The 19186-nt window shown below is 39.9% G+C and carries 18 protein-coding genes; 12 read left to right on the top strand and 6 right to left on the bottom strand.

The features are described 5' to 3' along the window. Positions 1-48: 48 nt before the first annotated feature. Together AWM76_RS08315 and AWM76_RS08310 are read right to left on the bottom strand one after the other, a co-directional pair. On the bottom strand, positions 49-753 hold the full coding sequence (locus AWM76_RS08315; RefSeq protein WP_003143319.1) for a VIT1/CCC1 transporter family protein: 705 nt from the start codon (positions 751-753) through the stop codon (positions 49-51). Positions 754-908: 155 nt separating this feature from the next. Further along, complete coding sequence (locus AWM76_RS08310) at positions 909-1889, bottom strand: DUF1002 domain-containing protein (protein WP_003143318.1); 981 nt, start codon at positions 1887-1889, stop codon at positions 909-911. Between the two features lie 482 nt (positions 1890-2371). Here AWM76_RS08310 and AWM76_RS08305 point away from each other — a divergent pair, with 482 nt between their 5' ends. The 4 genes from AWM76_RS08305 (at position 2372) to AWM76_RS08290 (ending at position 6184) form a co-directional block, all read left to right on the top strand. Continuing rightward, complete coding sequence (locus AWM76_RS08305) at positions 2372-3607, top strand: RNA-guided endonuclease TnpB family protein (protein WP_060779387.1); 1236 nt, start codon at positions 2372-2374, stop codon at positions 3605-3607. A gap of 293 nt (positions 3608-3900) precedes the next feature. Then, on the top strand, positions 3901-4395 hold the full coding sequence (locus tag AWM76_RS08300) for an Lrp/AsnC family transcriptional regulator (RefSeq protein ID WP_039934560.1): 495 nt from the start codon (positions 3901-3903) through the stop codon (positions 4393-4395). Then, positions 4392-5561: a pyridoxal phosphate-dependent aminotransferase gene (locus AWM76_RS08295; protein ID WP_003140835.1), complete on the top strand. Its 1170-nt coding sequence runs from the start codon at positions 4392-4394 to the stop codon at positions 5559-5561. The genes AWM76_RS08300 and AWM76_RS08295 overlap by 4 nt, the downstream gene beginning before the upstream one ends. Positions 5562-5641: 80 nt before the next feature. Continuing rightward, positions 5642-6184: a cysteine hydrolase family protein gene (locus tag AWM76_RS08290; RefSeq protein WP_003140832.1), complete on the top strand. Its 543-nt coding sequence runs from the start codon at positions 5642-5644 to the stop codon at positions 6182-6184. A 224-nt stretch (positions 6185-6408) separates the two neighbouring features. On the opposite strand, the gene AWM76_RS08285 is transcribed toward AWM76_RS08290, so the two are convergent. Both AWM76_RS08285 and AWM76_RS08280 read right to left on the bottom strand, forming a co-directional pair. Beyond that, entirely contained in the window at positions 6409-7833 is a 1425-nt protein-coding gene (locus tag AWM76_RS08285) for a putative glycoside hydrolase (RefSeq protein ID WP_003140830.1), read from the bottom strand. Between the two features lie 26 nt (positions 7834-7859). Continuing rightward, positions 7860-8486: a YkyA family protein gene (locus AWM76_RS08280; protein WP_003140828.1), complete on the bottom strand. Its 627-nt coding sequence runs from the start codon at positions 8484-8486 to the stop codon at positions 7860-7862. 304 nt (positions 8487-8790) lie between these two features. Here AWM76_RS08280 and AWM76_RS08275 point away from each other — a divergent pair, with 304 nt between their 5' ends. From AWM76_RS08275 to AWM76_RS08265, 3 genes are all read left to right on the top strand, one after another. Further along, positions 8791-9804 (top strand): alpha/beta hydrolase fold domain-containing protein, encoded by a 1014-nt coding sequence (locus AWM76_RS08275; protein ID WP_003140826.1) that lies wholly within the window; start codon positions 8791-8793, stop codon positions 9802-9804. Positions 9805-9865: 61 nt separating this feature from the next. Further along, the gene (locus AWM76_RS08270; RefSeq protein ID WP_003140825.1) at positions 9866-10564 is read left to right on the top strand and encodes a zinc metallopeptidase; all 699 of its coding nucleotides are present in this window, start codon (positions 9866-9868) and stop codon (positions 10562-10564) included. 232 nt (positions 10565-10796) lie between these two features. Continuing rightward, a complete protein-coding gene (locus tag AWM76_RS08265) occupies positions 10797-11630 on the top strand; it encodes a DUF975 family protein (RefSeq protein ID WP_003140823.1) in 834 nt (277 codons plus the stop codon). Between the two features lie 213 nt (positions 11631-11843). Here the strand turns inward: AWM76_RS08265 and glnA are convergent, their stop codons facing one another. Continuing rightward, the gene (gene glnA / locus AWM76_RS08260) at positions 11844-13184 is read right to left on the bottom strand and encodes a type I glutamate--ammonia ligase (RefSeq protein ID WP_106427256.1); all 1341 of its coding nucleotides are present in this window, start codon (positions 13182-13184) and stop codon (positions 11844-11846) included. Positions 13185-13491: 307 nt separating this feature from the next. On the opposite strand from glnA, the gene AWM76_RS08255 reads away from it, so the two are divergent. The 3 genes from AWM76_RS08255 (at position 13492) to AWM76_RS08245 (ending at position 16653) form a co-directional block, all read left to right on the top strand. Further along, positions 13492-14079, top strand: a complete 588-nt coding sequence (locus AWM76_RS08255) for a DUF554 domain-containing protein (protein ID WP_003140820.1) — start codon at positions 13492-13494, stop codon at positions 14077-14079. Between the two features lie 67 nt (positions 14080-14146). Continuing rightward, on the top strand, positions 14147-14752 hold the full coding sequence (locus AWM76_RS08250) for a cyclodeaminase/cyclohydrolase family protein (protein WP_003140818.1): 606 nt from the start codon (positions 14147-14149) through the stop codon (positions 14750-14752). Positions 14753-15117: 365 nt separating this feature from the next. Next, positions 15118-16653: an AbgT family transporter gene (locus AWM76_RS08245; RefSeq protein ID WP_060779386.1), complete on the top strand. Its 1536-nt coding sequence runs from the start codon at positions 15118-15120 to the stop codon at positions 16651-16653. Positions 16654-16735: 82 nt separating this feature from the next. Here the strand turns inward: AWM76_RS08245 and AWM76_RS08240 are convergent, their stop codons facing one another. Continuing rightward, positions 16736-17878: an RNA-guided endonuclease TnpB family protein gene (locus AWM76_RS08240; protein WP_060779385.1), complete on the bottom strand. Its 1143-nt coding sequence runs from the start codon at positions 17876-17878 to the stop codon at positions 16736-16738. A 100-nt stretch (positions 17879-17978) separates the two neighbouring features. On the opposite strand from AWM76_RS08240, the gene tnpA reads away from it, so the two are divergent. Further along, positions 17979-18401: an IS200/IS605 family transposase gene (gene tnpA, locus AWM76_RS08235; protein ID WP_060779384.1), complete on the top strand. Its 423-nt coding sequence runs from the start codon at positions 17979-17981 to the stop codon at positions 18399-18401. A 100-nt stretch (positions 18402-18501) separates the two neighbouring features. Further along, the gene (locus tag AWM76_RS08230; protein ID WP_003143079.1) at positions 18502-19182 is read left to right on the top strand and encodes an NAD(P)H-dependent oxidoreductase; all 681 of its coding nucleotides are present in this window, start codon (positions 18502-18504) and stop codon (positions 19180-19182) included. Positions 19183-19186 lie beyond the last annotated feature (4 nt).

Genomic DNA, 19186 nt, shown 5'->3' with positions numbered 1-19186 from the left:
TATTTTTATGGTGTTTTTTTTAATCAGCATAGTCACTACAGGTATATCTTAGCTACCTAAAAGTACACCGATACCATAGGCAACTAGGGCGGCTGCACCACCAATCAGAAGCATTTCCATACCAGATTTAAACCAATTGGTATGCGTTAAACGTGATTTTGATGCACCTAGGATAAATAGGGTGATGGCGGTTAAGACGCATGCAACTGCAAAGGTATTGGCCATCAAAAAAGTATTAGTTGAGGCGAATACGTAGGCAATTAATGGGATAAAACCATATATTAAAAATGAGAAGAACGTTACTAAAGCATTTCTCATTGGATGTGTTTCGATTTCTTCATCCCCAAACTCACTATTCACACGTTCTTGCTCAAAGATTTCAGGATAATTGGCTAGGGTTGCTGAAATCTGATCGGCGTCATCCTTTGAAATGCCTTTTGCTTGGTAGTTTGCAGATAATTTAGCCACTTCACTTGAAAAATCATTCTTAAAATCAAGACGCCGTTTTTTGATGGTGTTCTCAACAAACTCTCCCTCAGACTTACTTGAAAGGAAGTCACCAACGGCCATAGATAAACCATCTGCTAATAGATTGGCGAAGCCAAGGATGATGACTACGTCAAGTGATAAGGCACCACCAGTTGCCCCTGCAACGACGGCGAAGGTTGTGACAATACCATCGAGGCCACCGTAAACCATACTTTTCACGTAATTGCCATTCATCAAAGATTCTTTTTTACTTTGTTCACTCAATTGCTACACCTCCATAAGTATTTAGTTTTATTATATGCTTTCATATATAGATGGTGGGTTGGTTCACTCACAGATGATTCAAAAAGGTGAAAAAAAGCCCCCAACGGCTAGAATTGTATGGAAACTTAGTCGTTGAGGACAATTTTGTTTATAGATTATTCAGCTGTTGTGTCACTAGCAGAACTGAAGCTTGTACCAAAGATATTATCTACGATAGAAAGGATACGGTCCCAAATACCTATAGCATCTTCTTGTAATTGCTCAGTATCTGCATTTTCGATTGCAGATGAAGCAGAAGCGGCAACGTTACTTGCAGCGTCAGACAATGAGCTTGCTAAGTTAGATAATTGTGTTTTTTGCTCTTCACTTAACTCAAGGTTAGAGAAGTTTTTCATTTGATCAATAATCGCTTGGATATTGTCTTCAGAAATCACACCATTTAAGTTGTAGTTATTCACAACATTATTCACGATAACAGTAATTTCATCCACTGAAATTGAGCCACCATTTTGGTCTTTCAAGTCAGCAATTTGCGCTTTAATATCCGCAATCGCAGCGTTCATGTCGCTATCAGAGTAACCTTCAGTATCTTCATTCTCTTGTGTAATTGAAGAAGTTACCGCTAACTCATCTTGGGCCACTTGACGGGCATCATCATCTAATGAATAACCAGCATCTTCAAAGGCTTTATAAACACCCGCTAAGGCACCTGAACCATCTACTGTAACAGCAGAAGCAACTTTAATATCTACGTCAATTGCACCCGCAGTAATGGCCGCATTCTCATATTGGGCTTCAGTGATATCTGTTATTGTATCTGGTGTTTCGATTTCAACCGTTACGCCACCATCGTTATCAGCTGGTGTGATATAAGCTGAAGAGTAGACTTGGTTGTATGGGTAGCTATCTTGTAATAAGTCATTTAATTCATTAACAGCCACTTCGATTTCAGTCGCGCCATCTTCAACACCTAATAATTTTTTTGTTTCAGTATATTGGCTATCATCTAAAGTTTCCCCGTATGTAAACATCGGGTCAATAGCAATCTTATCTGCTAATTTATTTGGTGCAGCTACGGCAAGTCCCAAAGCTAAAACACCACTAGTTAATAAAATTCGTTTTGTAAACTTTTCCATTGTATGTTTCCTCCTACAGACTGATTATGACCATTAAGGTCGTAGTTGTCGGTAAGCCCATTGTATCATTTTAAATTGGAAAGGGTTTTAGAAAACTGTTAACAAGGATATAAAAATTGTTTAAGGAGAAAAGGAGTGCGAAAGACGACGCTTCCTGTCTAGGAGTAATATGATTAAGGTGCGAGAGACCTCTCTGGAGACTCGAACCTAACTAGGGTGAGGGCGGTCCCACTGCTTTTTAAGACTATGTTAGGCATAAGCATAACCTAAAAGTTAATAATCAGAAAAAATGGGTTACTAGCCATATCACTACAAAAATAATCTATTTCATTTACAAGCTGTCAGCTAAGGAAACCTAGGTATTGATACCTAGGAGGAATTAGCGAAATAGACAGCTCTTTTTGTTGATTTTACTAGGTTATCGTTTATGTTTTCTCTAAATAGATAGTATAATGTATTTTCAAGAGAAAAGAGGTGATAAGATGCAGTTAACGAAAACGATTAAAGTGCAATTATACCCAAGTGCTAGTGATATTGAAAAGTTCGAAGAAACCCAACAACAGTTTTTAAACGCTTGTAATTTTGTTTCGACATATATCTTTGACCATGACTTTGAATTAGGTCAAACGACTTTGCACAACGCCTTGTATCATCAGATACGTCAGGATTTTGGGCTGCAATCGCAAATGGCCCAGTCCGTGATGCGTACGGTAATCGCGAGATATAAGACCGTGAAAACACAGTTTAAACAAAAACCTAAGCGTTATAAAGATATCCATACAGGTAAATATCATACGCTATATAAAGACCTTTACCATTTAACGAAACCCCTAGGGTTTAAGCAACCAGTAGCTGTGTTCGTACGTAATCGTAACTACGCTTATCACCAAAACAATACCTATTCACTGACGACCAATCAAGGACGAATTAAAGTGTCTTGTGATAAGCAACATATCGCTTATCTTCAACAATTTAGCCAGAATGCTTACAAGTTCGGTCAAGCTGAATTACGCTGTCGTAAGGGTAAGTGGTTCTTACACGTGTCCGCAAGTAAAGAGATAGACAGCCCAGATGAAACTAATATTCAACGGATTGTAGGCATTGACCGTGGTTTAAGACAGATACTAACTATTGCGGATGATACAACTCATACTACCTTCTATTCGGGTAAAAGCTTGATGAAGAAAAGACGGCGTTTTAAGGAATTGCGCCAGTCCTTACAAGCGAAGAACACCAAATCAAGTCGTAGACGCCTTAAAACAATTGAAAGACGAGAGAACCGCTGGATGAATGATGTGAACCATCAATTATCAAAGACACTCGTTGATCGATACGGGGCCAATACCTTGTTTGTGTTGGAAGATCTTACGAACGTTACTTTTAACACGACTCACCATCGTAAGCAAGATGCACGGTATGAACACCATTCTTGGCGATTCTTCGATTTTGAAGAAAAGTTAATGTATAAAGCTTTAGAAAGTGGTTCGCAAGTTTTAAAAGTATCCGCACAATTTACGTCCCAACGTTGTCCGAAATGCGAATCAATTGATAAAGCTAATAGACAACAAGGTAAGCACTTGTTTACTTGTCAGAATTGTGGGTATCAATCAAATGATGACCGTGTGGCAGCTATCAATATTCAAGAATTGGGTCACCGATATCTGTCGAGTGAGAAAAACCCGCGGTTTGAAAAAGTTGTGCCAATACAAAATTATTAAACGTAAAACAATATTCGGTAAGTGTCTACAGACCGCTTACTGATGGGGTGCCAGTCAACCATCCCTTAGTGTCTTTAAACGGTTGGAGATATTATATCGTTTGTATAACCACCATGTTTAGGACAAACTCTCTGTTTTAACAGAGAGTAGTTGATATATACTAGAAGAGGAAGCGTTTTTGAAATTGGGGTGAAATCAAAAATTTTTATTAAAATTATTCAAATGAAGTGACAAAATTTCACTTTAAAAGTATGCTTAAGGCTACAAGTTATGTCGTTTTTGGAGGGATAAAAATGAACATCGAACAGAAAAAAGAATTGTTAGCTATCTTAGCGCAGGATGCGCGATTAGCACCTAAAACTATTGCTAACATGATTGAAGCTAACGAAGAAGAAGTCGTTGCGCAAATCGCTGCTTATGAAAAAGATAACGTGATTGCCGGCTACCACACCATGATCAACTGGGACGTTGCCGATGACAACTTGCTATCAGCGATGGTAGAAGTCAATGTTGATTTACACCACGGTGTATCTTATCAAGACATTGCAGAAACCATTTACCAATATGATCAAGTAGAATCTTTATACTTGATGTCAGGTACTTATGATTTCCTATTATTAACCAAGCGTTTAACGATGGTAGATATCTCTAAATTTATCTCTAAATTAGCAGCTATCGACGAAGTTAGCGCTACAACAACCCACATTGTAATGAACCGCTATAAAGAACAAGGGGTTGTCTACAAAGATATCAAAGAACATGGCGGACGTATGGTGATCTCACAATGACGAAATCTCAAAATAAAACCGTAATTGATATGGAGCCATCTGGTATACGCCGTTTTTTCGACATTGCCAATGAAATCGAAGGCGTGATTTCGCTTGGTGTAGGGGAGCCTGACTTTCCAACGCCTTGGTCAATTCGTGAAGAAGCGATTCGGGCCATTAGAAAAAGTAAAACTTATTATACTGCCAATGCAGGTTTAATTGAATTGCGACGTGCAATTTCAAATTATGTAGACCGCAAATATGACTTGGATTATGATCCAGATACGGAAGTGATTGTCACTGTTGGTGGTTCTGAAGCCATTGACCTTGCTTGTCGTGGATTAATTAACCCAGGTGATGAAGTATTGTGTATGGATCCGTCTTACGTATCTTACACACCGTCAATTGAGCTTGCTGGCGGGATTCCCGTACCAGTGAAGCTACCAAGTGAGCACGACTTCATTTTACAACCAGAAAATATTGAAGCATTAATTACAGAAAAAACCAAGGCTATTATTTTAAACTATCCAAACAACCCAACAGGGGCAGCGGCAACTCGGGAAGAGTTGGAAAAATTGGCTGACGTCATTAAGAAATATGATTTATATGTCTTAACGGACGAAATCTATTCTGAAATCTGGTATGCCAAAGATAAATATACGTCAATCGCTTCATTTGAAGGGATGAAACAACGGACAATCTACATTAACGGGTTTGCTAAAGCCTTCTCAATGACAGGGTGGCGAATTGGTTACCTATGTGGACCAGAAGTTTTAGTGGAACAAATGTTGAAAATCCACCAGTTCACGATTATGGCTGCACCAACTGTATCGCAATATGCGTCAGTTGTGGCTTTAGAAGATTGTGATGATGATGTAGAAGCGATGCGGAAAGACTATTTAAAACGTCGTAACTTCTTATTAGGCCGATTCCGTGATATGGGCATTCCTTGTTTCGTACCACGCGGGGCTTTCTATACCTTCCCTGACATTCGTGAATTTGATATGACCAGTGAAGAATTTGCCTTGGCGCTCCTTGATGCGAAGAAATTGGCAGTTGTGCCTGGTTCAGCATTTGGTGAGGGTGGGGAAGGATTCTTACGTATCTCATACGCATACTCAATTAAAGAATTGACGATTGCCATGGACAAAATAGAAGAATTCATTACCGAGCTAAGAAACAAATAAGACAAGGATAAATATTGTGTATAGAAATGCAAATTTATTTTTCAAAGAATGATGAAAATGACGATTGAGGGGTTGATTTCATGGATAAAGAAGCATTAATCATTGTAGATATGAGTAACGATTTTGTGGCACCAGACGGTTCATTAACCGTTGGCCAACCAGGTCAAGCCATCGTTCCCTACATTAAATCTCTGGCAGAAGACTTTATCAGCCAAGGGAAGGATGTGGTCGTGGCTATGGACGCTCATCAAGTGGATGATCCCCACTTTAAATTGTGGCCAGCCCATAATGTGGTGGGTACAGAAGGACAAGCACTTTATGGTGAATTGCAAGACTGGTTCCAAGCCAACCAAGACAATGAATTGGTCACATACCTACCTAAAGAAAATTACAATAGCTTCTTTAATACTGGTTTGGCGGATTTATTGCTTGATAAAGACGTTGATACAGTCCATGTTGTTGGTGTAACCACAGATATTTGTGTTTTCAATACGGTTAGTGGGGCAGATGCCTATGGTTTTCAAACGAAAGTCCATGCTAATGGTGTTGCAACCTTTACAGATTTAGGGGACACTATGCTTCAGCATATGACACGGTGTTTCCACACTGAAATCATTAAGTAGAAATTGTCTCGTAAAGTCTGCATAACAATTGTACAATAAATGAATAGGTCATGATTTTCCTTCTTTCAAGTATGATGTGGTGTTTTACTTTATTTTAGGAAAGCATGGCCATTTTGTATGCACAAAAATAGTGTTAGTGAAAATTCCTTAAAAACGCCTACCAACACTACTTGAAAAAAACAAAAACTCGACGCCAGCTGACGTCGAGTTTTTGTTTACTACGATTATTTGTAATCTACACCTTTTGTGTAGGTGTTTGATGCATCCCAAAGTAGGTATTCCTTGGCGCCACTTTCAATAACAGCGTCAATTTGTTCTTGTACTTCGGCCGCGCCGTACTCAGCATAAGTACCTTCCGCTAGGTATGATGCGGTAAAGTCTTGCAACCAAGGTCTAGATACTGGTGCTTCTTCCAGCTCAGCATTTAAAGCATTCTCTTTTCCCATATAAGCTTGTACAACTTCATATGGGTACAAGTCAGGGTAGTCTAAGCCGAAGTAGCCAGGACCCCAGTGAGAAGGGTAGATCATTGATGAAATGACATCGACATTTTCAGCGATCATGTTGTAGTTTTGACCGATACCAGGTGTTGCCACAACATCTGTCACGTAACCAAAGATATCTGCAGAAACATCTACACCATATGGTTCAAGTTCTTCACGGGCATAAGCTAGGAAGTCTGCGATAACCATTTGACGGGCTTCAGTTGAAGCTTTTCCATATTCAGCGTAGTCACCCATATCGTAAGTTAAGGTTTCACCGAAAGTTTCAAATCCTTCTGGGAAGCGGACATAGTCAAATTGAATATCCTTATAACCAGCGCGAGCGGCTGATTTAGCGACCTCTACAAGGTATTCCCAGTTATCTTTGTTGTATGGGTTTAAGAAGGCATCGCCACCATCGTTAGTCCATACTTCACCAGATTCTGTTAGGAAGGTACGTGATGGATCAGCGTTAGCTAGCTTGGTATCTTTAAAGGTTGTGATACGAGCGATTGGATAGATTTGTTTGTCTTCGAAAGTTTGCATCATGCCTTCGCCGTCAATACTATCTGTTTCGTTGTTGTTGACCGTATCATCTTCTGACGGTAGGTCCATAGTAATATTCCCGTAGTCGTCTTTGACATCTAGTACGACTGAATTTAGATTGGTTTCATCTAAAAGGGCCATATTTTCATCAAATAGGGCTTGGTCAGTGGCACCGGCAGCTGATAGGTAAATCCCTTTTACCCCGTCTTCAGGATAGGCAATATCGTAACCTGAATCGTATTGGAATTTTGAGGGTAAATTTTTTGGTTGGTTTAATAAAGCCGTTGCTTCTGTAGAAACATTTGGTAATTGTGCACCGTCACCTTCACCGCTTGTCGCTGTATCGCTAGCATCTTCACGACTTGCTTCAGTTGATTCACCAGATTCACTGGTAGATTCAGCGTTTTGTTCAGACGAACTTTCATTACTTGCGGATTCTTCTTGGTTATTTTCATTGGCTAAGCCATACCAGTCTGTTCGAATGCCAAAGATTAAGGCTAAACCTAATACAATGGCTGTGAGTAGCCCTAAAACAAGTTTCCAATTGAATTTAGGTCCTTCGTTTTTTGGGTCTAAAGTTGTCTTAATATCCGAATTTGGATTGGATTGATTGTCTTTCAAGGTTCTGGCCTCCGTTCTATTTCATTTTATTGTGCTTGATTTTCTGTTTGCGAAAGTTTGGCCAATTCCGTTAAGTCAGGCAACATTTCAGATAAGGCTGCTTGTGACGTTTTAAAGTTGCCGTTAATTTCCGCTAGGCCGTCAGAGAAGGTCGTTAGATCGCTGTCTTCAGCTGCTAAACTTGTGTAATAAGCATCTTCTTTTTCCAAAACAGCTTGGTAGTTTTCAATGTAGGCGCTCATTTGCGTGTTCACGCTGTCAGCTAATTGCCGAGACGCATCAAAGTTGGCGAAATCTTCCCCGGCTGTGAAGTCAGTTTCGTCAAATTCATTTAAACTTTCAACCTGACCTTGGAAATCTTCAAAAAGCGATTTTAATTCGTCAAATTCTTCTTGTCTGGTTTGTAGGTTTTCCCGTGTTGCACCCGTGCCTGATTCAGTCAAGTTGGTTAGACTTTCGTCAGCTGCTAAATCTTCTTCAAAAGCATCTTGTAAAGCCATTTCCTGCGTTTGAATGGATTCTAATTGCCCCATCATAGCTTGGGCGTTTTCGGCTGACTTTGTCACCACTTGGTCTGGTGTCCTAGAGCAGGCTGCTAATACCCCAATGCTCGCCCCGACGATTGCAAGGGTGGATAGTTTCTTCAATACCATTATCTATCTCCTTATTCTATTTTTTTCTCGTATTACCGCAGTGAATAACAGAAATGAATGCTGTATTTTTGGGTGTAGAATTGCGGTAATAACCCATAAAGTATAATATACCCTTAATGATACGAGACTTAAGCGAACATCTCAAGAAATTAATATAATTTTTAACAAATGCTAAGGAAAATGTAGGAATTCTTTTGCCAGAAATTAGGACTTTAGTCCCTATCCAATGCCAGGTGTTCAGTTATAATAGACTAAAGAGCTGTGCAAGTTTTATGATGAAGAAAATGGGGAGGAGCGTGCAAGAATGAGTAAGCAGGACAATAACCGAATTTGGCGACTAGGGTTAGCAGCTGCTGCAACAGGCGTCGGCTATGTTTATCATGCCATGAGTCAAGAGCGATCGGTGCGCAGCAAGGTGATACAAGATGGTATGAGGATTAAGCGGGAAGCTAATCGATTAACCCCTGCCAATAGCAAGAAACAGGCAACTGAAGACCTAGCTAAAAGGAGCATTAACCACGAAAACTTATTTTTTATTACCCGGGACCATGCTTCAGAGATTCACCGTGGCAAAAAGGGTGTCATCGTCGAGCTGACGGATATTGATACGGAACCGGTATTGGACTCACAAGACACGCCTACAAAGAATGACAAGCCCTGGATTATTTATTTTCATGGCGGTAGCGGGATTCATACCTTACAAGAGCGTGAATGGGCCTTCGTCCGAAAAATAGCTAACCGCTTTGAAGATGAGGCGAATGTATCAATTCCCTTGCTGCGGTCATTCGCTAATTATGACTTACGCGCTGAAGCCGGGCGGATTACAGCTCTAATAGAAGAAATCGCTGACAAAAAGGGACGGTCACTAGAAAATGTCTACTTCCTCGCTTCTGATACAGGTGCGATTCCAGCCTTATTGGTTGCGGACCGGATGGACCAAATCGGCCAGCCTGTGAAACGAGTGATTTTACTGTCACCATGGCTAAATACTAGTTTTGATGACGTCAACATCAACCCGAATGATGTGCAATTTGACGCCACCAAGGTCAATGCCTTAAAAACGATCTGGCGGGATAAAAACCCTGCCTTGAACTATGCCAAAATGCCAATTGACTCAATGCCAGCAGTTGATTTCATTAACGGATCGGATGACAGCCACGCCTGCGACGGCCGTTGGTTGCACCGTCGATTACGTGTCCATAATCATACCAGTAACTACTACCAGTTTGATTACATGCACCATGAATTCTACCTGAACAACCTACCAGAAAGTCAGGAAGTTATCGACATCATCCACCAACAAATCATGACCCCCTAACCAGCATCCGCATTGGCCAGGGCGGAGTTAGATGTTATAATATGAAAGAAGGAGTGATTCAATGTTTTTCCCCATGATGTTTGACTGGACTTATATCTTAATTATTATTGGTGCTGTAATCGCGTCCATCGCAAGTGCCAACGTAAATCGCACATTTAATAAATATAGTAAATATGCCACTGCAAAAGGGATGACCGGTACCCAAGTTGCCGAATACATCCTAGAATATTCAGGTATTACCAATGTTCGAGTTGAACGTATTTCCGGTAACTTAACTGACCACTATGATCCAAGCAATAAAGTATTGCGTTTATCTGACGCCACAGCAAATTCAAAATCGATTGCTGCTATCGGCGTTGCAGCCCACGAGTGTGGTCACGCGGTTCAAGATGCCCAAGGTTATTTCATGATGACCCTACGTCAAAAGATTGTACCCGCTGTCAATATCGGTTCAAAAATGTCTTGGCCAATCTTAATCCTAGGTGCCATCGCGGGCTATAACGAGACCCTTATCAACATTGGGATTATCTTGTTCTCTTTAACCTTACTTTTCCAACTAGTGACCTTACCAGTCGAATTTGACGCCTCTAAACGTGCGCTACAAATTATGGAAGATGGGCATATTTTAACAGCCAAAGAATTACCATATGCTCGTAAAACCTTGAACGCTGCAGCTATGACTTACGTCGCTTCAGCTATCGCAGGTGCCTTGTCATTACTACGTGTCTTGATTTTATTTGGTGGTCGTTCTCGCGACTAAGATGTAACCATTATTACTGGCGAAGGACAGCCTTGAGTACAACGGTATTCAAGGCTATTCTTTTGTTTGAAATAGGTCCTAGGGTGGATGGCGAAACTTGAGAATTTGATAAAATACTTATATAAGATTAGCTGGTCTGAAAGGTAAGTACTGGTGTCTAAAAGTTTATCGATTAGACAAGTACTATTTGAACATAATCAATGGATGATTTTTAATGAGGAGGTGACCGTGATTGCGAAGAAATTTAAAAGTAAAAGCTAAAGAGACGCTAAGCCAAAATATAGGTTGGTTTGTCTTATTTACCATTATTTATTGGGCAATCGTATGGATAATTGGGACCGTACCAACTGCAGTATCCTTCGTCCTTTTCCCCATCAGCATTCTGATTATGATTATCGAGATCGTTTTTATTGCCGGAGCTGAAATGGCTTATCTACGGTCATTGATGGTGAAGAATAACCAACGACCGATACGAATCCACCGTGACATTATTGGGCCCATTATGCGCGATTCAATTAAATTCACTTGGGCAGGATTCCTACGTGGTTTTTACCTACTCATGTGGTCATTATTGTTGTTTTTCCCAGCGGTTTATAAAGGTATTGGATATGCATTGACCGATTATTTAATCGTCGACTTCCCAATCCTAACAGCATCTGAAGCCATCACAGAATCTCGCCGGATGATGCGCGGCCGGAAATGGCGATTTATCTGGCTAAACCTACGCTTTATCGGATGGTACCTATTGATTCCATTCACGCTAGGATTAGCCTACTTCTACGTCAAACCCTACCACACCCTAGCCTTAATCAACTTCTACGAAGAAGCATTAGATGAAACTGGCTACCCGGAAAAAGTATCCCGACTAAGACAAGCTAGAAAGCACCGGACCAAAGAAGTCCTTGTAGAAGAAGACGAGTACACGCCGAGTTCAAACCGCAATGCCAAAAAACAAGGCAACACATACCGTGGATTTACAAGAAAAGAAAAACCGTCCACATACAAAACCAATCACAGTTTTGTGGTTGACAAGTATACAGACGATAAAAACTGGAACGACTTTTAAAAAGAGGGTGCGAGCTTTTGGGCAAGTTATTATGAAGTGGATAGCTGAATGCCAAAGCGAACCTGACTAGGGTGCGACACAAACTGTTAAGAAATGAATAAACCAAATTTAACGCATAATCTGAATTTCTGTTTAGGTTATGTGTTTTTTCTATTCGTATACAATAAAAAAACACGACCTAGCTTTCGCCGAGTCGTGTTCATTTTGCCTAAATTAGTATTGTTCTAAGTATGTATTCAATTCCCAGTCAGTTACTTGGTGTAAGTATTCTTGGCATTCAATACGCTTGCTTGAAATAAAGTTTGCAGTGATGTGTGCACCTAAAGCGTCTTGTACAACGTTGTCGATTTCTAATTCGTCTAAAGCGCGAGATAGAGAGCTAGGTAATTTATCAATGCCACCGTTAACTAATTCATCAGCAGTCATTTTGTATACGTTACGAGAAATTGGTGCAGGTGCAACTGTTTCGTCTTCGATACCTTTAAGACCAGCACCTAAGATAGCTGCAAGTGCTAAGTAAGGGTTAGCAGCTGGGTCAACTGAACGTAATTCAACACGAGTTGATTTCCCGCGAGCTGCTGGGATACGGATTAGTGGTGAACGGTTACGTGCAGACCAAGCAATGTTTACGGGTGCTTCATAGCCTGAAACTAAACGCTTGTATGAGTTTACAATTGGGTTAGCAACTGCAGTGATGGCTTTAGCATGTTCTAAGACACCAGCGATAAATTGCATAGCTGTTTCAGATAATTGAGTTTCAGAATCTGCATCAAAGAAGACGTTTTCGCTTCCCTTGAATAAAGACATGTTACAGTGCATACCAGAACCATTGATACCGTAAATAGGTTTTGGCATGAAAGTAGCATGCAAGTTGTATTTACGCGCAACAGTTTTAACGATTAACTTAAATAATTGAATCTTATCGCAAGCATCTACAACATCAGTGTATTTAAAGTCGATTTCGTGTTGGCCGATCGCAACCTCATGGTGAGAAGCTTCTATTTCAAAACCAAGATCTTCAAGTACCAATACGATTTCACGTCGACAGTTTTCACCTAAATCAACAGGAGCCACGTCAAAGTAACCACCAACATCATTTACGCGAGTCGTTGGGTTGCCGTCTTCTGCAAGTTTGAACAAGAAGAATTCTGGCTCAGGACCTAAGTTGAAAGCAGAAAAACCTAAATCATCTAATTTTTCTACCATACGTTTTAAGTTACCACGAGGATCACCTGCAAATGGCTCACCATCAGTTGTATAAATATCACAAATCAAGATGGCAACTTTTCTGTCATCAGAACCCCAAGGGAAAACAGTCCAAGTATTCAAGTCTGGGTGTAGCTTCATATCAGCTTCTTCGATACGGACAAATCCATCAATAGAAGAACCATCAAAGGCCATTTCGTTATCTAAAGCTTTGTCTAGCTGTGAAACAGGGATTTCAACATTTTTCAAAATTCCGTTAACATCTGAAAATGCTAGACGAATAAAATGTACATTTTTCTCTTTTACGTCTTCAAAAATTGCTTCTCTAGTCCATGTTCGCATAAAAATTGCTCCTTTTTTGTCGTCCTAAATTTAACTACTTGTGTATTATGAATGTATTTTTAATAGAATGCAAGGGCAAATTAACGCTTTGTGTCATAAAATATAACATGGAAACTGGGTTTAACAAAATGTTAACAAGTTACACATAAAAATCTCATTATTTGTTATAATCAAATTCAAAAGAAAACGAAGATAAGAGGAGTTAGGACATGGTCATATTGGGGGCAATTGTGAACGCGATTAGCGTAGTATTTGGGGCAGGTGTAGGACGACATTCGGTCACCTCTTAAAAAACAACACACGAAAAGGCATAATGACAGCTGTCGCCTTGGTCGTTATATTTATTGGTATCCAAGGTGCCCTTGAAACAGACAATCTAATCGTCATGGTGCTGTCCTTAGTGATGGGGACTCTAATCGGTGAAACAGTTGACTTCGACGGGAAATTGAACCATTTTGCCCTAAAACTCCAAGAAAGAGTAGCTGACGAAGGTGAATCTACCTTTCAAGAAGCCTTTGTATCGGCCACCTTATTCGTTGTAGTCGGCGCAATGGCGATCATTGGGTCCCTGCAGTCTGGTTTATTCCTAGACCACACCACCATGTACGCCAAATCTATCTTAGACTTTGTGTTTGTCTTTGTCTTGTCGTCAACTCTTGGAATTGGGTCAGCCTTTGCCGCTATCCCATTATTTATTTATGAAGCAGCCTTATCGTTACTATCCGCATCCATCGCGCCCTTATTAGGAGACGTCGTAACCTCAGAAATCGGTGCAGTAGGGTCCCTCATTATTATGGGCTTAGGCTTCAATCTCTTACAAATTACTGACATTAAGGTCATGAACATCGCACCATCCATGTTCGTACCAATCGTTTTAATTCCACTATTCAACTTGTTTTAACACTATTCTATAATAGAAGAAATTATTCAAACGTCACTCAAAAAATGATTAAAAAGGAGAATATATCATGGAAATGTATACTTATATCGAAGCATTAGCCTCAAGCCAATCAGCACCAGGGGGCGGGTCAGCAGCAGCATACGCCGGCACAATGGGCGCTGCCTTAGGTAACATGGTCCTAAATATTACTATTGAAAAGCAAAAAGGGGCGGACCTTGATTTGCTGACGGGTCTAGTCAATCAAATGACTAGCCATCAAGAAGCACTGTTCGCTTTGGTGCAAGGGGATGAAGACGCATCAAACCAACTATTCGGTGCATTCAAATTGCCAAAAGCTACTGACCAAGAAAAGGCTGACCGCCTACAAGCGATTCAAGCGGGCTTAAAAATTGCCACAGAAGTGCCATTGGAAATCATGGACCACGCAACACAAGCCTTAGAAATCATGACTCAAGTCGCAAGCCTAGGACGCAAGTCAGTCATGGCCGATGTTACCGTTGGGACAACTATGCTGAAAACGGCTATCCAAGCAGCCAACGAAAATGTTGAAGAAAACGTCTTATTATTAAAGGATGAAAACCTACAAGCAACATTAGGTGCCAAAGGAAAAGACTTGATTCAAAGAAGTGAAGCCGCAATTCAAACAATCACAGAAACGGTGGCTAGCCGTTAAAGGTTCTATAATTTACAAACCCCTCTTTCGCAGGAAATACAAATCCAACAACGGAAAGAGGTGAACATTACAAGCAAAAACAATTACAAATTATTAGGATTCGTACATCAATACGGTAGGGTTGAGACAAGTACAAGTAACTTATACAAAAAAATGGTCTCTAGCCGTCAATAAATCTAACAAATAGATCCATATAAAGAGGGTATGGGTCTTTTTTATTTGGGAAAATGGAGATTACCTTACAAGAAAAGGCTAAAAATTATGCAAAATTTAACAAAGACTTGAAGAAATTTAATGGAATCTTTATAATCTAAACAATAGCGAAAAGCTAGGCAAGAATTACAATAAGAAAAGAGATGAAATAAGTGGAAGAAAAACAACAAGAATCACGGTTACTCCGTATTCTTAATGCAATTGAACGTGTAGGGAACAAAATGCCTTCACCAATTATGATCTTCATTTACCTGAGTATCCTAGTCATTCTAGCATCATGGGTAATGAGTATGTTTGGTGTATCGGTTGTCAATCCGATAGATAATTCAGAGATTGCAGTAAATAACTTGCTAACTGGTGAATACTTTGCCCGCATGATATCAGAAGCAGGGACAAACTTTGCCGGATTCCCAGCCTTGTCAGCCGTGTTAGTTATTATGCTTGGTGTAGGTATGGCTGAGAAATCAGGTTACTTTGAAGCCGTTTTAACTAACGTAGTGGAGAAAGCGCCCAAGCAATACATCTTGCTGATCATCATTTTTGCAGGGGTAATTGCCAACATCGCTGGGGACGCTGGTCCAATCGTATTGCCACCGTTAGCAGCCTTAACCTTCTTGAAAATTGGTTTTAACCCAATGGCCGGTGCAGTTCTAGGTTATGTATCATCACTTGCAGCCTTTGCGGCCAACGTGATGTTGGGGATGTCTGATGCCTTATTATTCCCCTTTACAGAATCAGCAGCACAGACTATTTTGCCAGATATTGAACTAAACGTTGCGATGAACTACTATTTCATCTTCGCTTCAACATTTGTATTAGTACCAGTGATTTACTTCGTACTGACTAAAATTTCATTACCACAAATGGGTGAGTACCAACCTGAATTTGCCGGCGAGAAAATACCAGCATTTCACAATGGTGGGTCATTATCAGACCAAGAAATCAAAGCAGTCAAATATGCAAACTGGTCATTACTAGCGACAATCGTTATTATTGCAGTTTTAGCCTTGATGCCAAATTCATTCTTAGCAAATGCTGAAACAGGTTCGTTAATTTCTGGTTCACCATTTATGGATGGTATCACAGTCTTGATGACAATTATGTTCTTCGTACCAGGTTTCGTATATGGTAAGATGACCGGCCAAGTCAAAGATTCACACGACTTGTCTCGGATGTTATCTTCATCAATGGCTGATATGGGTAGCTTCATCGTCATCATCTTCTTCTCAAGTCAAATGATGGCATATTTCTCATGGTCTAACATGGGGACAGTCATTGCGATTTCAGGAGCAGCCTTACTAGAAAGCGCCAATGGTATCGCCTTAATCATCGGATTTATTTTATTATCAATGTTCGTTGATTTCTTTATTGGCTCAGCTTCGGCAAAATGGGCAATCCTGGCACCAATCTTTGTCCCAATGTTCATGCTATTAGGTTACCACCCATCATTCACCCAAATGCTTTACCGTATTGGTGATGGGATTATTAACCCGTTAACACCAATGCAAGCTTACATTCCGGTAGTTCTAGCAGTATTATACAAATACGACAAGCGTTCTGGTTTAGGAACTTTAATGTCTAACGTATTACCTTACTCAGTAGCCATCGGTATTGTGTGGATTATTATGGCAGTCATCTGGTACCTAATTGGCATACCAGTTGGACCAAATTCACCAGTTTTATTATGAACTACAACGCCATTAAAATGGCGTGTTTCTAGGAACACTCATGACTTGTTCCACTTATTTCAAAGCAAAACAGCGGTCTAAGCTATTTAACTAAGGCCTGTTCCAGGCCAATATTTAATATATTTTTAGCTGCGTTGATATCTCTATCGTGATGCATATTACACTTCATACAAGTCCAATGACGTATATTTAACGCTTTTTTACCGCTATCATACCCGCAATTGGAACATTTTTGGGACGTCTTGTACGGATTAATAGCCACAAATGTCTTATCGTACATTTCGCACTTTGCCTCTAGGATTGTTCTAAACATCCTCCAGGATTGGCCAGCGATTGAACGGGCTAATTGATGATTTTTCATCATATTAGTCGTCTTTAAATCCTCTAGAACGATAACGTCATAACTTTTAACCATATCGGTTGTGATTTTATGAATGTAATCCTTGCGGATGTTTTTGATACGTTGATGAATACGGGCCACTTGGCGTTTGGCTTGCTGGTAGTTTTTCGCATCCGCTAAAGCTACACCGTTCTTTTTGGCTTGTAAACGTCTACGGGCCATTCGCTTTTCCCAATAATGTAATTGCTTCTTATAAGACAAATGTAGTCGCTGACTTTGATATTTTTGACCATCAGACGTAATAGCTAAATCACTTACACCTAAATCGACACCGACTACATTTCCTGTTTTGGGCATTGCTTGATTATCGCTTGTGACCAAAAGGGAGATATAGTAGTCGCCACTAGGTGTATATTTTACGGTGACAGATTTTATGCGTTCATTCTCAATATGAAGCACACTTGACTTACATTTTATCCAACCTAATTTGGGTAATTTGATATACCGCTGATTATCATTAAAACGAATGTTGTTGCCACGTATAGTACTTAAATACGACTGTCTGGTGTTCTTCCTTGATTTGAATTTTGGGTATTTTGAATAACCTTTAAAAAAACGAACAAAAGTTTCGGATAAGCGTTTAACACTACATTGAACAGCTACGCTATCAACTTCACGCAACCAGGGATATTCCTTCTTCATTTGTGGAATAAGAGAGGATAACGCATTATAAGATAGCATTTGAAGGTCAGGATTGTTTTCATACCGCGCATTCAACATGGCCAACATTTCGTTCCAAATGAATCGGGTATGACCAAAGGTCATATGAATTAACTGACGCTGTTTTTCATTAGGATAGATTTTACACTCAATTCCTTGATACATGTTTTCACCCCCTTGCGTTTATAGATATATTATACCATACGTATGACACTTGTTTATAGCGATAACAATTACTATAATTTAGTTGAAGAAGTGTTTACATATGATTGCGAAAACAAGGACAAATGTCTATGATTTTAATTTCCATTTGGTTTGGGTAACAAAGTATCGTAAAGAAATATTTACAACCATTGAAAAACAAAACGCCATGCAAGATATATTGACACATATTTGTGATGAACATGATATTGTCATCCAATCGCTCCAAGTAATGCCTGACCGTATTCATATGTTGATTTCGTTCAACCCTAAACATGCCGCAAGTAGTATCGTCAAGACACTTAAAGGGAAATCTGCACGTCTATGGTTCAAAGCATATCCAGAAACAAAAGCAATGTTATGGGGTGGCCATTTATGGACACCTAGTTATTTCATGGCAACAGTAGGCAGTATGTCTAAAGAAACGGTCAAAAAGTATATAGAAAATCAATTAACGGAATACAATGACGGTCGCCCTAGAACTTGATTCATCCATGTAATGAATTACACGGTTTTCTCAAGGGGCGACTTTAAATAAAATGACTAGAAATGCATAAAAAAATATATATGAGAAAGTAGGCGAATCAATGACAAGCGTGATCTTTGGTGGTCATCCAGAAATGGAGACTTCAGCCTCCCATCAATTCCTATATGAAGCAAGACCAAGTACCGTTCCTTTTATCCAAATTGAACGACCATTCACTGAATCAAATGTGACAGCTTATCAAGAAGCTATCCTAACATCAGATAGATGGCTGCTTCAGTTTCCGTTATTCTGGTATCAAGCACCTGGTTTAGTATCGGATTTTATTCAAGAAGTCTTTAATAAGGAATTTTTAGATACCTATAGTAAAAATTTAAAAGGTAAAGAATTTGGTGTAATCATCTCGGTGGGTGTACCTTTAAGACAGTACCAAGCAGGTGGCCGGGAACAAGTAACCATTTCAGAATTACTTCGTCCTTTCCAATCCTTTGCACGTGCGATTGGCTTAGATTACTTGCCACCATTTGTCCTTGCCCAACATTCCTACCAACCAGAACATATCCAGCAAGACAACTTAGTCCGTTTTAGACAATACCTAGAACTACCAAACCAGGCAAAATTTGCTGAACGAAACGCTTGGCTGATCGCACAGTTAAAAGACATTGCAGGTGATTTTGACCAACCATTACAAGAGCAACTAAATCTTGTTGCTGAAGAATGGGCAGAAGAAATGGAGAATCTAGGCGACATTGAAGCGCAACTACCTAAAACAAGCTGGCGTTAAGGAG

This window comes from Aerococcus viridans, from assembly GCF_001543285.1.
Lineage (GTDB): Bacteria > Bacillota > Bacilli > Lactobacillales > Aerococcaceae > Aerococcus > Aerococcus viridans.
This window is presented reverse-complemented; position numbering and strand designations above follow the sequence as displayed.

Excerpts from the sequence above, each read along its gene's own strand:
- AWM76_RS08250 (WP_003140818.1), top strand. The coding sequence starts at position 14,147 with ATGGAAATGTATACTTATATCGAAGCATTAGCCTCAAGCCAATCAGCA.
- tnpA (WP_060779384.1), top strand. The coding sequence starts at position 17,979 with ATGATTGCGAAAACAAGGACAAATGTCTATGATTTTAATTTCCATTTG.
- AWM76_RS08230 (WP_003143079.1), top strand. The coding sequence starts at position 18,502 with ATGACAAGCGTGATCTTTGGTGGTCATCCAGAAATGGAGACTTCAGCC.
- AWM76_RS08270 (WP_003140825.1), top strand. The coding sequence starts at position 9,866 with ATGTTTTTCCCCATGATGTTTGACTGGACTTATATCTTAATTATTATT.
- AWM76_RS08275 (WP_003140826.1), top strand. The coding sequence starts at position 8,791 with ATGAGTAAGCAGGACAATAACCGAATTTGGCGACTAGGGTTAGCAGCT.
- AWM76_RS08305 (WP_060779387.1), top strand. The coding sequence starts at position 2,372 with ATGCAGTTAACGAAAACGATTAAAGTGCAATTATACCCAAGTGCTAGT.
- AWM76_RS08300 (WP_039934560.1), top strand. The coding sequence starts at position 3,901 with ATGAACATCGAACAGAAAAAAGAATTGTTAGCTATCTTAGCGCAGGAT.
- AWM76_RS08290 (WP_003140832.1), top strand. The coding sequence starts at position 5,642 with ATGGATAAAGAAGCATTAATCATTGTAGATATGAGTAACGATTTTGTG.
- AWM76_RS08280 (WP_003140828.1), bottom strand. The coding sequence starts at position 8,486 with ATGGTATTGAAGAAACTATCCACCCTTGCAATCGTCGGGGCGAGCATT.
- AWM76_RS08295 (WP_003140835.1), top strand. The coding sequence starts at position 4,392 with ATGACGAAATCTCAAAATAAAACCGTAATTGATATGGAGCCATCTGGT.
- AWM76_RS08255 (WP_003140820.1), top strand. The coding sequence starts at position 13,492 with ATGACAGCTGTCGCCTTGGTCGTTATATTTATTGGTATCCAAGGTGCC.
- AWM76_RS08310 (WP_003143318.1), bottom strand. The coding sequence starts at position 1,889 with ATGGAAAAGTTTACAAAACGAATTTTATTAACTAGTGGTGTTTTAGCT.
- AWM76_RS08240 (WP_060779385.1), bottom strand. The coding sequence starts at position 17,878 with ATGTATCAAGGAATTGAGTGTAAAATCTATCCTAATGAAAAACAGCGT.